At 60.1% G+C, this 15,096-nt stretch carries 9 protein-coding genes; 8 read left to right on the top strand and 1 reads right to left on the bottom strand.

Features of this window, described 5'->3' with window-relative positions; all coding sequences use genetic code 11:
* Positions 1-266: 266 nt before the first annotated feature.
* Positions 267-3,299, top strand: coding sequence for a TolC family protein (locus tag SH292x_RS09425; RefSeq protein ID WP_442485352.1), 3,033 nt, complete (start codon positions 267-269; stop codon positions 3,297-3,299).
* An 8-nt stretch (positions 3,300-3,307) separates the two neighbouring features.
* Here SH292x_RS09425 and SH292x_RS09430 read toward each other — a convergent pair whose 3' ends face one another.
* Entirely contained in the window at positions 3,308-3,910 is a 603-nt protein-coding gene (locus SH292x_RS09430; RefSeq protein ID WP_442485353.1) for a sulfotransferase domain-containing protein, read from the bottom strand.
* A 973-nt stretch (positions 3,911-4,883) separates the two neighbouring features.
* On the opposite strand from SH292x_RS09430, the gene SH292x_RS09435 reads away from it, so the two are divergent.
* From SH292x_RS09435 to SH292x_RS09465, 7 genes are all read left to right on the top strand, one after another.
* On the top strand, positions 4,884-5,960 hold the full coding sequence (locus SH292x_RS09435) for a glycosyltransferase (RefSeq protein ID WP_442485354.1): 1,077 nt from the start codon (positions 4,884-4,886) through the stop codon (positions 5,958-5,960).
* Entirely contained in the window at positions 5,957-7,354 is a 1,398-nt protein-coding gene (locus SH292x_RS09440) for a glycosyltransferase family 4 protein (RefSeq protein ID WP_442485355.1), read from the top strand. The genes SH292x_RS09435 and SH292x_RS09440 overlap by 4 nt, the downstream gene beginning before the upstream one ends.
* On the top strand, positions 7,341-9,044 hold the full coding sequence (locus tag SH292x_RS09445) for an alkaline phosphatase family protein (protein WP_442485356.1): 1,704 nt from the start codon (positions 7,341-7,343) through the stop codon (positions 9,042-9,044). The genes SH292x_RS09440 and SH292x_RS09445 overlap by 14 nt, the downstream gene beginning before the upstream one ends.
* A gap of 61 nt (positions 9,045-9,105) precedes the next feature.
* Complete coding sequence (locus tag SH292x_RS09450) at positions 9,106-10,803, top strand: alkaline phosphatase family protein (RefSeq protein ID WP_442485357.1); 1,698 nt, start codon at positions 9,106-9,108, stop codon at positions 10,801-10,803.
* 28 nt (positions 10,804-10,831) lie between these two features.
* Positions 10,832-12,385, top strand: coding sequence for a flippase (locus SH292x_RS09455; protein WP_442485358.1), 1,554 nt, complete (start codon positions 10,832-10,834; stop codon positions 12,383-12,385).
* Between the two features lie 126 nt (positions 12,386-12,511).
* Positions 12,512-13,645, top strand: a complete 1,134-nt coding sequence (locus SH292x_RS09460; protein ID WP_442485359.1) for an efflux RND transporter periplasmic adaptor subunit — start codon at positions 12,512-12,514, stop codon at positions 13,643-13,645.
* Between the two features lie 50 nt (positions 13,646-13,695).
* Positions 13,696-15,096 carry a hypothetical protein gene (locus SH292x_RS09465; RefSeq protein WP_442485360.1) on the top strand — a complete coding sequence of 467 codons (1,401 nt, stop codon included), beginning with the start codon at positions 13,696-13,698 and terminating at the stop codon, positions 15,094-15,096.

Raw genomic sequence — 15,096 nt, forward strand, 5'->3', positions numbered from 1 at the left:
AGAGTGGAGGAAATCAGCATGCACACCCGCCGCGGGTTGCTAGCTGTGCTGCTGCTTCGCTCTGACCGGCGAAGCGTTTGGCTCCGTGGAGATAGCGGAGACCAGGTACCAGGATAGTATTGCTCAAGGATTGAGTCGCGGCAGACAAACTTATGGCATTTTCTGAAACCACTCGCCTTGCTTCCTTCCTAGGGGCAGGGCTGTTGAACCAGTCGCGCTCCATCGGCGCTCGACGAGGGCATTGGTTTCTGCTTGCCTCGATTGCTGTGATCAGCCTTACATCGCCGGCGGTGCAGGGTCAGGTTCGTCCGATGGTGCCGCCGCTTGATTGCTGCGAGAACCAGTACGATCCTTGCTGCCCTTCTCGCGCGGCGAACTGCATTCCCTTGCCGACTGTGCATGTGCCGGACGACCAAGCCTATTTGGATCCCTCAACGGCTCCTCGGAATGCGATGTCGGTGTACGAGGCGATCAACATCGCACTCTCCAACTCCGAAGTGGTTCGCAACTTGGGACTTGTGGATGCGAATTCGGACAACGACATCATTCGCGGCGAGATCACCACCTATGATCCGATGATTGCCGCGGCGGAGGCCGACGCGCAGTGGGGTATTTTCGATCCGATGTGGACGACCAACATGTATTGGAACCGGCAGGACATTCCGCCGGGCACTTCGTTCAGCGGCATTGGTAATCGCCCGCCGCAACTCGACAACGCCGACTTTATCACCTCGCTCGATCAATTGCTGCCTGGCGGTACTCGCTTTGGCGTGGATGGCGTGGTGGATTACCTGTTCAATCCACAGAATCCCGTGTCGCTCGACCCCAACCCTCAGTACTTCTCGTACACGCAGTTCCGCGTCAATCAGCCGTTGCTCCGCAACCTGGGCATGGACGTGACGATGGCGAATATTCGCATCGTCTCGGCTGAAGCAGAGCGGACCGACTGGAGATTTAAGCAAGAAGTCTTGGCTTTGGTGCGTAGCGTCGAGACGGCCTTCTGGGCGCTGCACGCTGAGGAAAAGAACTTGCGTGCCATTGACGAAGTTCTGCCACTGTACCGCGAGGTTGTCCGGATTCGCAGCGAACGTGGTGCCAGTGACGCCGGCACCGCGGCCGAGGTGGCGCGTGCGAAGGCCGAGATGTACCGCTTGGAGCAAGTCCGACTGGAGATCATATCGCGGGTGAACGAGTTCCAGATCGTCCTTCGCAACTTGATCGGTGTGAATCCAGCGGATGGCGACTACCTTACGACCATTGCGATTACGACGCTCGCTCCGCCAGTCGAATCCGTGGAGTCGGCTGTCTACACCGCGCTGCGTCAACGCCCCGACGTCCTGCGTCAACGCCTAGCGGTTTATGTCGCACAGCAGGAAGAGGTCCTAGCGGAGAATAGCCTGAAGCCGTTGCTCGATTTCAACGCGTTCTGGCGGCTGAATGGTCTTGGCAACGAGCTTGGTAACTCGCTCGAGATGCAATCGGCGGACGACTATCGCGACTGGGAAATGGGCCTGACGTTCCAGGTGCCGCTCGGCCGCCGCGAAGCCAAAGCCAAGGTTCGGTCCAGACAACTGAACATCATGCGCGAGCGATCGTTGCTCGACCAAGTGGCGCACCAAGCTTCGTTCGAAGTGGTAGACGCGCATCGCCGGATGGTGTGGGACTATCGGCAGTATGGCGTCGCGCAGGATCGAGTGGACGCCCTGCGGACGTATGGCGAAGCTGCCAAGGCGCAGTACGATACCCCGCCCGCTGGCATGAGCCCTGCTTTTGCTCTCGAACTCTACCTCGATAACCTTCGCGAGTACCTCGACGCGGTGTATCGCGTGAACAACATTGTCTCGGACTATTACTCGGCCCAAGCACGGTACGAGGAAGTGAAGGGTACGCTGCTCGCGCGCCGGCTGGTGGAGATCGAAGGGGACGGCACGCTCCAAGTGCCCGAGGAAGTACTCGCGCCCGAGTCGATTCAGCCAGCCCCAGCCCCTGCACCCGCTGCCGAACCGCAGGCGCAGATCCCAGCGACTCCGCAACAACCTTTGTCGCAAGCCCCGCCAGCGCGGCCGGCAACGCCAACCGTTCAGCCCGAGCAACTCTACAATCTGCCGCTCGACCCCGTGGTGCAGCATCCAGCGGCCACGCCGGAGCCATCTGCCGTTAGCTTGCCGAGCGTCTCGCCAGAAGTTGCGGCGGTCCCTGTGCCAGTCGCTAGTGGTTCGCGAAGCTCGTCGTCGTCGGCCCCCGTGCCGTTCGCGCCGGTTCCAATTCAACCCGAGCGAGCCCCGGTTGCGGCGACCACCCCCGTCGAAACGTTCAACGAAGACTTCTTGCAGCCGATGGACGAGGCGTGGCCCTCGGTCGATCTGCCGCAAGCAGTGGTTGAAGCTCCCGCCGCGCAGCCCGAGGCACGCGAATCGGTCGAGGTGCCTACGATTTCGCAGCCGAGCTTGGTGCTGAACGACCCAAGGCAAACGCTCGCCCCCGCACCCCGCAACGTAGCAGGACCGACCGCCCAGGTTCGTCCGTACGTTCCTGCCCCCGCCCCGCAATTGGCCGCGCCGGCCTTGCAGCCGATTCCCGCGATGCCGCAGATTGAAGTGAATGTGCTCGACCAACCACGGATGGCAATTCCGCCAACGGCCACCGTCAGTGAGTCGCCGGCACCTGTCGTGGCCCCGCAGCCAGTAGCCTCCGAGGTGAAGCTGGTGCAGCCCGCTCCGATTCGTTGGCAACCGTTGGCGCAACAACCGGTAGCGAAGCAGCAGCTAGGTTTTGGTCTGAGCGATCAACTGCAAGCCTCGCCGGAGATGCAGCAGTTTGAGGTGCAGCAGGTTCCTTCGCAGCCCGTGCGGGCGGCTATGGTGCCAGTGACTGCAGAGAGCATTCCGAACTTTCAAGTGCAGCAATCGGTCGCGCAGCCAACTCCGATGAGCGCCGCGGCTTCGCCACTCGCCACGCATCATCCATTGTTGAGCAATCCGCTGGCCCTAGTGCCGGGCGACCGCTACACGGCAGGGCGTTGGCAGCCGCTGGAAAGCTTGCCTGCTCAGGTAGCCCAGGTGCCCGACTTCCAAGTCGCACAGCCAATTTCTGCCACCCCGCGCGAAGTGCAGCAAGTGGTCGTTCCGTTCGTGGCGGTGCTCCAGCCGATGGCCCTCGAGCCAGCGGCGATGCCCATCACGATGCCAGCGATTGAAGCCACTCCGATAGCCGCGGGAGTTCTGCAACAGCCAACGATGCAGCCAGCGCGGCATGAGATCGCTCGCGAGTCGCTCTCGCAACCAACCTTCGTGCGTTAGAAGTGGTTCTAACTGGCGACGGCTTCGGCTTTGCGATTTCGGTAAAGCGAAGGATCGACCGTCGCGGCCATCGCTTCGACATCCAGTCCCCCGCCAAGAAACTCGTTGACTTTGGTCAGCTCGGCCTTGGGATCTGCTAGAAGGTTGTTGTAGTCGACGCGGATCATCTTGAAACAAGGCCGATCGGCGATCCACTTGAAGAACTTGTCGATCTCGGCCTGGAACATCGCACGCATTTGCGCGTCGGTAATGCCATCGGCTCCGTTACCGTGGCGCTCGAGCATGACGCGCTGCGACGCGAGCACTTCGTCGAGGTGCCGACCCATGAAGAGGACGTAGTAGGTGCGATCCTCAGGCAGGTCGTAGAGCAAGCGGTAGACCATCTTAACGACCTTGCCGTCGCTATCGTCGAGCCAGCTCGCATCTTCTTTGGTGTGCTTGACCGCTTCGAACTCGTAGTAGCCGTTGGGGTTGTCGTCGTCGGCTTCGCGAATGAGGTCGATCATCACCGGCAGGCCGCCGGTCTCCATCATTCGCATCATCATCGACGTGCCGGAGCGCGGCAAACCCGAAACGATGGTCAGAAAGTTCTTGTTCGCAGGTGCAGTCATCGCAGAGTTCCCCTCCAACTCGGTTTCCGTGAGCGAGCCCTAACCCGCTGGGGGGGGCATGAGCTATTGCACGAAATGAGCCAATAAAGCCTGAACTATAAAGCCTAAAAAACTCTAGGTACGTTGTCGCACTACGCAGAGCTTGTCCGCCGTCCGATTGGAACTCCGTCCCCAACGTTGGCAACGTGAAAACACCGGACAATTGTGCCCGCCGCTTGCCGTAGTGCACTGCGATCAACCTTAGTCATCCCGCACGTGCCATTCAATAGCTGGCGGGAAAATCCTCTTTGCATTTGGTGATCGCTGCCCGTAAACCTGGCAGTGAATGGCGAAGTAGGTAGCAGCGTGGCCTCTGCTCGATTCAAAGTGTGTGCTTGAACTGTGAATAAAAAACCCGAGTGCTGGAACAGTGTCATTAGACGGAACGCTGCTACTTATAGCCACGCTTATACGCATAAACGGCCATGCAACTTCGCGTATCCCGCGTTCGTCTATTCGAGTGGATAGAGTGAGTTCAACGCACTCGGGGTAGGAATAGGAGCATCTCGCTTGGAGTACTTGGCCCATAAGTTGCGGGGTGCGGCGTTCGTCGCGACGCGGTTGTGCCCTGAGTGTTAATCAACATTTACACGACGCGCGATCAGTGACTGGAAGCAATAGGGTAGCGTCGCGCGATTGGATCGCGAGGCGCTGTTGCGCGACGCGCATGTGTAAATGGTGTGTAAACCCTGTGTAAGCATTCTGAGACAATTCGTTGTAGTTTTAGGTTGAACAGGTCGCCTTCGTAGTTGATACTGTCCGGGCGAGGGAGCACATTCTGGGGGTAGTCCGCAAGGGTCGCAGTAGGTGGCCCGAATGTTCTTTGCGGACACCAAATGTTGGGTGTAGTGCTAAGTGTGTAGACAACTGGGATGAACTGCGGCGCAGAGCGTATGCGACGTGCCCGCAAACCATTGAGAGTAGGGGGAAAGTAATGTGGCCCATTGAATTGGAGGTGCCACGTCTTGGCGAACTTGCCAGACAGTTTGCGGACGTTAGTTCCGCGGACATCGAGCAAGCGCTGGAGGTGCAGCGGTCAGAAGGGGGGCGACTCGGTGCGATCTTGATTCGCGCGGGGCTCGTAACAGAGGATCAACTGACCGATCTGTTGCGCCGCCAAGCGCGTTGGGTGGCCACCACCCGAAGTCGCGATCTGCCTACGGGAGAGTTTCCGCTTCCCACTCCCATGTCGATTTGCATGCCTTGCTATAACGAGGCGCAAGTACTCGACGAAGTGCTAACCGGGGCGATCGCTATGTTGCCGGAGTTTCTCGACGAATTCGAGATCGTGATCGTCGACGATGGCTCGAAGGACGAGACCTGTGCGGTAGTAGAAGCATTTGCTGCCAAAGATAGTCGCGTCCGATTGGTGCGACACGAAGTGAATCGTGGTTACGGTGCATCGGTTGCCACCGGGCTTCGGGCAGCGCGGGGCGAGTTGGTGTTCTTCACGGATGGCGATGGGCAGTTCAATCTGCTCGATCTGCCGCAATTGTTGGTGCAGTTGCCGAACTACGACGTGGTGGTGGGGTATCGCTACGACCGTGCCGACCACGCGATGCGCAAGTTCAACGCGTTTGGCTGGAAGATGGTCATTCGCACGCTGATGGGCCTGAAGATTCGTGATCTCGATTGTGCGTTCAAGGTCTTTCCGCGGCGCGTGATCGATCGGCTGAATCTCGAAGCCGAAGGGGCCTGTATTAGTGCCGAGATCATGTGCCAGTGCGCTCGTGGGGGAGTGACCATTGGCGAGGTTCCGGTGAACCACTATCCGCGTTCGCTGGGGAAGGCCACGGGGGCGAACTTCAAGGTGATCCTCAAGGCGTTTCGCGAACTGCCCGTGGTCCGCAAGTACAAGAATATGCAGCCCTGGGTATTCGACCTGCCGGGGCGAGTCGATCCCTCACTGGACGACACCGTAACACACGCGGCGCTCGACGACACGCTAGTCGACGAGTCGGGTGAACTGAATGGTGTGGCTTCGAGTTCCTCTCTGACGACAACACGATGAGCCAACTGTCGCAACCTCGAAAACCTGACCTGCTGCTCAACTCAGTGCGCCGTGAGGCGATCGCTGGCGAGCCGTTTGCCGATCACCGCAAGCTGAAGGTGTGCGTGCTCGCCGCGTGCCCGTTCCCGGCGAACCATGGTACGCCCGGCTCGATTCGGGAACTGGCCGAAGCCACGGCCGAGCGCGGGCATGAGGTGCATGTGGTCTCCTATCACATGGGCGACAATTTGCCGCTTCATGGCGTGCACCATCATCGCATTGCCGATTGGACGGGCGAACGCCGCGTGGTGGTCGGACCAACGCGCCGCCGGCCGCTGTACGACTTTCAGATGATCTTCACGGCGATGCACGTGATGCGGAAGTACAAACTCGACCTGATGCACGCCCATGGCTACGAGGCGGCGATGGTGGCGGGCTGCGTCCGACCGTTCGTACGTCGGCCAGTGCTTTACAGCGCCCACAATTCCATGGGCGACGAGCTAGCAAGCTACGACTTCTTTCGCTCGCGCAAGCTAGCCGACATGCTCGCTTGGGTGCTCGACAACACCGTACCGCGCATCGGCAACCGCTGCCTGCCGCATAGTACCAACTTGCAGGAGTTTCTACTCGCCAAGGGCTTGGCCTCACGGAGCGAGCCGGTGCTGAACTTCGGCATTGACGTCGAGTCGCTGCCAGTCGTGGATCGCGCGAAGTTGCGGACTCAATTGGGCCTAGGGGACGATCCGATCATTCTGTATTCGGGCGTGATCGATAAGTTTCAGCGACTCGATCTGTTGCTGGAGGCAATGGTCCACGTGCTTCGCGTCGAACCGCGGGCGAAGCTATTGATTTTCTCGACCATCCAGCACCCCAAGCACGAGCGAGCGCTGCTCGACGAAGCGGCGCGGCTGGGCGTGGATCGCAGTTTGATCCTCCGCGTCCCGTCGGACATGGAGAAGGGCCGCAAACTGATCTCGCTGTGCGACATTGCGGTGGTCCCGCGACCCTCGGCACCGGGTTTCCCAATCAAGCTGCTGAATTACATGGCGGCGTCGAGACCATGCGTGATGTTCGCAAGTTCGGCGAGCCGGGTGAATCATGGCGAGCACGTGTGGCTTGCCGCGAAAGACACCAGCGAGTCGTTGGGCGGAGCGATCGTCCAGTTGCTGAAGAACCGCGAGCTCCGCCATCGCATTGCCGACGGCGGGCATCGGTTTGTGTGCGAGCATCATGATCGCCGGGTGGTGTCAGGCCATTTGGTCGAGGCTTACACGAAAATGCTCAAGCAAACGCGGCACTGGAAGCAGGTTGCCCAGCGGCCCGCCGCCGTTCCGGTGTGGCACAAAGAGAAACAACAAGAATTGGCGCTAGCAGGCTATTTGCAGGGGAAGGTAGAGATTCATGCCACCGCGTAACTACTCCGTGTTGATTGTTGGACTTGATGGGGCGACGCTGGACTTGATGCTCCCGTGGATCGACGAAGGGCTGCTACCCAATCTCGGTCGACTGCTTCGCAGTGGCGCGCATAGCCGGCTGGAATCGACCATTCCACCCATCACGCCGTGCGCCTGGTCAAGCTTCATCACGGGCAAGAATCCTGGCAAGCATGGTTTGTTCGACTTCGTCGAGCCCGATCGCGATGGTCCCGGGTTTCGTTTCACCAACGCGTCGTTCCGCGATGGCGAATCGTTGTGGGCGTGCCTCAGTCGCCACGGGCGACGCGTCGGGGTGGTGAACGTGCCGATGACCTATCCGCCAGAGCCGGTGAATGGTTTCTTGATATCGGGCCTCGACACACCGCACGAGCACAGTCCGTTCATGTGGCCGGTGGAGATTCGCCAGGAGATCAAGCAAGCGGGTATTCGCTATCGCATTGACCAGCAGCACCTTGGCAACATGCGGACCGACGAACGCCGTCGCCAGCAACTTGCGGATATCTTCACCGCCGAGTCGGCACGCACGGCCGCGTTCGACCTCCTGAGTAAGCAGCGCCCGGCCGATTTCCGCATGATTGTCTATGGGGCGACCGATCAAGTGCAGCACCACTTCTGGCACTTCATGGACCCCAACCACGACAAGCACGATGCCGAAGGTGCCGCGGAGTTCGGCAATGCCATTCGCGACACGTACATGCACATCGACGAGCAACTCGGCGTGCTGCTAGACGACGTGGACGACGATACCATCGTGCTGGTAATGTCCGATCACGGGTTTGGACCCACGTCGAACATTCGCCTGCGCCTCAATCAGGTACTTCGCGACGCAGGTCTGTTGAAGTTCGCCCAAACCAAAGAGCGGCCGAGCATCCTCCGTAAGGCGGCCCATTGGCTCGACGAGATGCTTCGGTCGCGGCTGTCGTCCGACATGAAGCGGACGCTCGCCGGCCTGCTGCCGAAGGTGCGAGTGTGGTTCGAGAATCTGGACGAGGCCGAAGTCGATTGGCCAAATACTCGGGCCCATTGCAACGAGGCCTACCGCTCAAGCCCTGCGGTGTGGCTCACCAATCAAACGGGTGAGCGAAACGGCGAAGCGATCGATCTTCGCAGCCAAGTGGTCGCGGCCCTCAAAGGACTGACCGATCCTGCAACGGGTCAGCCGGCGGTGAGCAACTGCTACTTCCCCCACGACATTTACGAGGGCCCTCACACCGAGCGTGCTCCTGAAGTGTTGCCATCGTGGTGGGAGGACGGGTTCCTGCTCGACCAGAGCGCGCCGGTCAAGGATGTCTACCCGAACATCGAGCGTTCCAACGCTCCAATCCAAGGAGGTGTGGAGTTTGCCGGATCGCATCGACTCGATGGCGTGTTCATGGCGAGTGGCGGGCCGTTCCGTCAGGGGTTTGCCTTTGGGGGCGCAAAGATTATCGATGTCGCGCCCACCGTGCTTTACCTGATGGGTCTTCCGGTGCCGGACGACATGGATGGACGCGTGCTGGTCGAAGCGCTGGACGAGGAGTTTGTCGCCGCCAATCCCATCGAGTGGGAGATCGTGACGGGTGAGCCTCGGCACGAGTCCGACGACACCCATGCCGGCGAGATTTCGTTTACCGAGGACGAGTCGGAGCTAATCGCCAAGCGGCTGCAAGCGTTGGGATACATCAAGTAGCGGGTCGTGCGTGTTGCTGTCGCTCGAATGCTGTTTGTGAGTTCGTAGAGAAAGTTGTGAGATGAGCCGAGTTTTTATCGTTGGATGGGACGGTGCGACCTTCGACTTGATCAAGCCGTGGGTTGCCGAGGGGAAACTGCCGAACATCGCTTCCATCATGGGGGCGGGTGTGCATGGGAGCCTGCGCTCGACGCTTCCGCCGATGACGTTCCCGGCGTGGACGAGCTTCATGACCGGAAAGAACCCGGGCAAGCACGCCATCTTCGATTTCACACGCCAACGCCCCGGTACCTACGACCTGGAATTCATCAACGGCGGGCAGCGAAAGGCCCCCACGTTTTGGAAGCTGCTCGGCGACGCGGGCAAGAAGGTGATTTCGATCTCCGTCCCCTGCACCTATCCGCCGGAGAAGGTCAACGGCATCATGCTCAGCGGCTTCGACGCCCCGGGCGTCGGCGGAAGCGACTCGATGCTCGACGCGCGAGGCATGCATCCGCCGGAGCTCTGCGAAGAGTTGCTCCGCGAAGTGGGTGGGCATCCCATGGGTTCGTTCCCCATCGCTGAGATCAATCAGGGTCGCCTCGATCTGGCCCTCGAAAAGATCGTCGAGGCGATTCGCCGTAAAGCAGAGACGACCAAGTACTTGATCACCACCAAAGAGTGGGATTGCGCGATGATCTTGTTCGGCGAGTCGGACGGCGTCGGGCACGACTTCTGGAAGTACTGCGATCCCGAGTCGCCGCTTTATTCAGCCGAGCCTTCGAACATGCGGGACGCCATCCTGCGCGTGTACCAAGAGTTGGACCGGCAACTCGGTGAGCTCCGCGACCTGCTGCCAATGGACACGACGCTGCTCATGATGTCGGATCACGGTTTTGGCGGTGTGAGCGACATGGCTCTCTATCCGAACTGCTGGCTCCGCGACGAGGGTTTGTTGAAGTTCCGTGGTGGGCTCGCGAACTGGGCATCACGCCGGCTCGACGCCCTGAAGATGTGGGCGGTTGCGAAACTTCCTAGCCGTGTGAAACGGTTGATTTTCCAGATGGTAAAGAGTCGCATCGGCGGGCTCGAGGCACAGGTTCGCTACGGGATTATCGACTGGCTGGGAACACAAGCCTACTTCGAAGAGAATCCTTACTACCCCGTGCTGCGGATCAACGTAAAAGGTCGACAGCCATCGGGTACCGTGGAGCCGGGCGAAGAGTACGAGGCGCTGCGGAGCCGACTGATCAAGCAACTTGAAGAGTGGCGTCATCCCGAAACGGGCGAACCTGTCGTGCTGGGCGCGTATCGCCGCGAAGATATCTACGACGGCCCCTATCTGGACGAAGCGCCGGACATCCTGGTTCATTGGAACGAGTTCGAGAACTATTCGTACGCCTTCAAAGTCAGTTCGAAGTCGAGCGGCAAGTCGTGGACCGAGCGCGTGACGCCGGACAAAGTGTCGCGATCGGGTAGCCACCGCGACTTCGGCATCTTCCTTGCCGAAGGTGGACCCATTCGGGAAGGCCGCGAGATTCACGGTGCCAACATCTGGGACATTGCTCCGACCATTCTCCATCTACTGGAAGTTCCCGTCCCCGCCGACATGGACGGCTCGGTGCTTGTCGAAGCCCTGGACGAGAGCATGGTGTCGACTGAAGTCGCCATCGGCGCCGCGGTTGGCCAATGTGCGGCGGTAGCCGACCACGTGGACTACGACGCCGCGGACGACCAAGCCATCGCCGACCGGCTTCGCGCCCTGGGATACATCGATTGAAAGGCCTATCGCCGCTGCGCAGTTACCTATGAGCCATCGCGAACCACCATCTGACGCCAAGCTGCATGCCGGTCCTTCCGAGCATGCGGGTTGGTTGCCGCGCGTCGTGCGAAATAGCACGTTCAACGCCGTCGGCATGGCGTTGATTGTGCCGCTCAACTTCATTGCGCTGTTCACAATGGCCCAGCGGCTGGGTGCGGCCGCGATGGGTGTGTACTTCACGTTGTTCGCCATCAGTGCCGTGATTCACTGGATCGCCGATGCCGGGACCTCGACCGTCCTGACACGTCGAGTAGCCCGAGAACCCGAGAATCTGCGGACGTTGGTCGCCGAGTCGATGGGGGTGATGCTCGTCGTCTGCACGATTTCGATAAGCCTGTTCATGCTGGTGAGCATTCCCTGGATGTGGTTCACGCTAGGAGAGGTGCCCTGGTGGCTGCTGATTGTCGCGGCGCTCGCGATGGTTGCTCGCCACGCCATCGACTTTGCATCGAACATCTTCCGTGGTCTCGAGCGATTTGAATTTGAGAACTTGGCCCGCGTAGTTCAGTCAGCCGCGTTTTGCGGATTCATTTGGATGTGGGTGCATGGGAGCGACCATGGCACGCTTGATGCCTACATCGCCTACACGGCCAGCAATCTTTTGGCGATGGTGTTGGTGTGGGGCATGCTGCTCGCGGGATGGTGCTGTCCAGCCGTTCGTCTATCCGTGGAAATGGTGCGCCGGTGGTTCACCGAGTCGATTCCGTTGGGCATTGGTGATGTGGTGCAGCAGTGCGTCACGCAGTTGGACACGCTCATGCTCGCTCTCCTAAGTTCGTCAGTGAACGTTGGTCTGTTTAGCGTCGCGTCGCGCCCGCTGCAACCGCTGAGATTGGTGCCGCGGACCATCGTTTCGGTCACGTTTCCGATGCTGAGCCGATCGGCGCACGTCGATCGTACCGTATTCGCTCGCACGTTTGCCAAGACCATCAACCTGCTTTGGCTGGCGTCGCTGCCGATTTGCATTGCGACGGCGACCTGTGCCGAACCTCTGGTACTAAAAACCGCTGGCGAGGAGTTTGCGGCAGCCATCGATCCGCTGCGACTACTGATTTGGGCCACGGTGCTAACTTTTGTGAACGTCCAACTTCGATTCGCGTTCACGGCACTCGATGCCGAGCAGAAGTTCTGGCGGATGTCGGTCGGGTCGCTGATGGTCAAGATCCCCTTGTGTGCGTTGGGCATTCTGATGTTCGGCATCTACGGCGCGTGTGCCGCGGTGCTGCTGGGCGAACTGGTGGCAATGGTGTGGGGGCTCGTGGTGCTCCGCTCGATGAACCTTCGCGGACCAAGCGTGCTGCAGTTGCTCCGAGCACTGCCTGCCGGAATCGCGATGTACTTTGCCCTACGACCCTTTGTGGAACCTGGCGCCAGTCTCTTGTGGTTGGGGCTGGGCGTCGTGACATCGAGCCTGGTGTACCTAGTGGCGTGCGTAGTGACGGGGGCGTGGCCTCGTGAAGATATCAAAGTGTTTCAGCGAGCCTTTCGAAGCTCATTCGGAGGGGTCGCCCCGACGGCCGCCCCTTCGCGTGGATCCTGACCAAGTGAGATAGAAACTCAAGAACCGCGGCAGGCCTGGATTCCTGCTGCATAACCAAGTCATGGAGGGTTGCGACATAGCAGTGGGCATCGGCAACGACGTTCACTCCCATCGGAGAACTTACCAATGCGTCCTCACACTTTTCGCCGTCTGGGTGGAGCTTTCGTACTGTGCTGTATCATTGCAGCGGTAGCCGCTTGGCAGTGGCAGGCCCGTGAGGCACTGCAAGCCTGGAGTCCTGATATCGCACGCGCTGCCGATGAGCCGATTCCCGTACGCACGGTGAAAGCGGAACAACGAGAGTTCGCTGAGACTATCGGCGGCACCGCCGTGACCATGCCCTCGCAATCGGTCGTCATCACGATTCCGGACAGCTCGTCTGAAGCTCTCGATCGCGAAGTAACCGTGGTTAACTGCGGCGTTGGCTCGACCGTAGGTAAGGGCGATACGCTCCTGGAGTTCAATCCCACCCTGTTCGAGCAAATCGTCGGCGAGCGGGAAGCCTTGGTCGAACAGGCGAAGGAAGAGTTCGCCATCATGACCAAACTGCACGAGAAAAAAGCGGCCTCGGGTTTGGAAGTGAAGAATGCCGAGGTGGCGGTCCGGTCGGCCGAGTTGCAGTTGGGGCTCGCGAAACGTGACCTTGAACTGTGCAAGGTGATGAGCCCCATCAATGGGGTGGTGGAGTTAATGGAAGCCGCACCGCAGATGCGACTCAGCGGGCAATCGGAACTGGCAGTAATTCATCAGCTCGACCCCATCTACGTGCAGATGGACTATCCCATGGAGCGGTGCGACTCGCTGGCCGAGGGGCAAACAGCGGAGATCGTACTCGATGCGTTCCCTCAGGATAAGTTCACCGGCAAGGTGGTTCGGGTGTCGCCAGTGGTCTCAACCAAGACCCGGGTGCTGCCCGTGCTGATCGAAGTCGCCAACCCCGACAATCGCATTCGCGCTGGCATCGCAGGATACGCCCGGGTTGCTTGTGCCAAGTCAAGCGGTACCGCGGTTCCCAGCATTGCGGTGATCAAGAATCAGCAGAAGGCGATGGTAGTTCGCGTCGAAAACAACCGCGCGAAGCTTCAAGAAGTTCGTACGGGGGGCGTCGTTCAAGCCGGGTACGTAGAAGTGCTTGATGGCCTGAAGTCGGGTGACGAGATCGTAGTTTATGGCCAAGACGCGGTAAAGGAAAACGACGCCGTCAACGCTAACTGGCAAGAGTGGAGCGGGCGAAGCGATCTCGCCGCAGCTCCCAAGTAGTCCCAGAACTAGTTCGCGCAACAACATAGTAAGTGATTGAGTCGTAGATCGTGACAACTGTTTCTCCAACGAACGGCAGCAAACTCCGTGCAGGCCTCCAGGTCTCGCTCGACGTCGGCGCACGCGCCGCTCGCGCGGTGCTCTCGAACCGTGGCCTGTCCATTATGTTGCTTGTTGTCTGCGGACTGCTGGCAGTAAGTCCCTGGTTGCGCCCGGCGATGAGCCGAGACCTGCGGGGCGTTCACATTCCGCTGACGAACGTCGCAGGTGCGCCATTCTTTCCGCCGTATGCGGCCGAAGTGCCTCGGCCTTGGCTAATGACGAGCGTGGCGACTCCCATTTTGGCGGCGGTCGTCGTTGGAATTGTGCTCGTGCTGGTTCGCCGCGATCGATCCTCGCTCGCAATGGGAGTGGTACTTGCCGTGAGCCTCCCCGCCGTTGCGGCGGCGTTGTGGAATCATCCGGGGCTCATGGAGTTCTTTGAAAGCGAGGTTCGCCAGCGAGCCGTGCTGCGCGACGTATTCCATCTGCAGAGCGACGAACTACTGGCCGGGAGTTCTCCCGACCGACTGGCGACGCGGGGTCAGCTCAACACACCGGCCGGCCATCATCACAACACGCATGCACTCGTGCTTCCCCTCCGCTACATGGTCTACGGACCATGGGTCGTGGTCGTCGCGGCGATCGGGCTGCTAGTCGCAACTTCCGGCACGTTCATCCAGCGGCTCACCCGCACCGCTGTTTGGGCCGGCGTTGGACTTGTGCTCGCCGTGGCCGCTACGTGGCCGCGCTGGGTCGCCGAGTATGAATTCTTTCGCGCCGATGCCTTTGAGAACCGGCAGCAACTCGCCGAGGCCGAGTTGGCACTGGATGGCGTAGTGTGGGCGATGCCGGAACTAGAGATGAGCCGGCGCTATCAGCTTGCTCGCGGCAGATTAGCTTATCGGCAGGATCGCGAAGATCCGGCCGCCGCGTTCTTCGTCGCGCACCAAAATGCGGTCGAGGGCAACTACGAAGAAGCACGAGCCGTGCTCTTGCCTCTTGTTGCCGAGCGAGACAGAAGTATCGCGAAGCGAGAGCTGTTGGCCGAGATCATGGGCCACCTGGCGGCGGCGCAAGTTGAAGTAGGCGACTATACGGCCGCAGAACTTCAATGGGCCGAGGCATCGCGAGTCGCTCCATGGATGCCAGGACACTGGATTGCCGAGAACACCTCGGCGCTCGTAGCGAACCCTGGCCGCGCCGAGGGCTTTGAGCGCGACGTCCTGCCACGGCTCGCGCAAGTGGGCGACCGGCTGGTGACGAGTGACGTCGCTACAGTGCTGGGCGATGCTTACTTCAAGACGGGCGACTTCGCCAAGGCGCGGTTGATGTACGACCGGTCGCTCGACAACTTTCACCTGCCGAAGTACGCGAACCTTAAAGCCCAATCGGGTCGGTTGGGAATGTGA

It is taken from the genome of Aeoliella fuhlenseeensis, from assembly GCF_052161615.1.
In the GTDB taxonomy this organism is placed as follows: Bacteria; Planctomycetota; Planctomycetia; order Pirellulales; family Lacipirellulaceae; genus Aeoliella.

Excerpts from the sequence above, each read along its gene's own strand:
- SH292x_RS09430 (WP_442485353.1), bottom strand. The coding sequence starts at position 3,910 with ATGACTGCACCTGCGAACAAGAACTTTCTGACCATCGTTTCGGGTTTG.
- SH292x_RS09435 (WP_442485354.1), top strand. The coding sequence starts at position 4,884 with ATGTGGCCCATTGAATTGGAGGTGCCACGTCTTGGCGAACTTGCCAGA.
- SH292x_RS09440 (WP_442485355.1), top strand. The coding sequence starts at position 5,957 with ATGAGCCAACTGTCGCAACCTCGAAAACCTGACCTGCTGCTCAACTCA.
- SH292x_RS09445 (WP_442485356.1), top strand. The coding sequence starts at position 7,341 with ATGCCACCGCGTAACTACTCCGTGTTGATTGTTGGACTTGATGGGGCG.
- SH292x_RS09450 (WP_442485357.1), top strand. The coding sequence starts at position 9,106 with ATGAGCCGAGTTTTTATCGTTGGATGGGACGGTGCGACCTTCGACTTG.
- SH292x_RS09455 (WP_442485358.1), top strand. The coding sequence starts at position 10,832 with ATGAGCCATCGCGAACCACCATCTGACGCCAAGCTGCATGCCGGTCCT.
- SH292x_RS09460 (WP_442485359.1), top strand. The coding sequence starts at position 12,512 with ATGCGTCCTCACACTTTTCGCCGTCTGGGTGGAGCTTTCGTACTGTGC.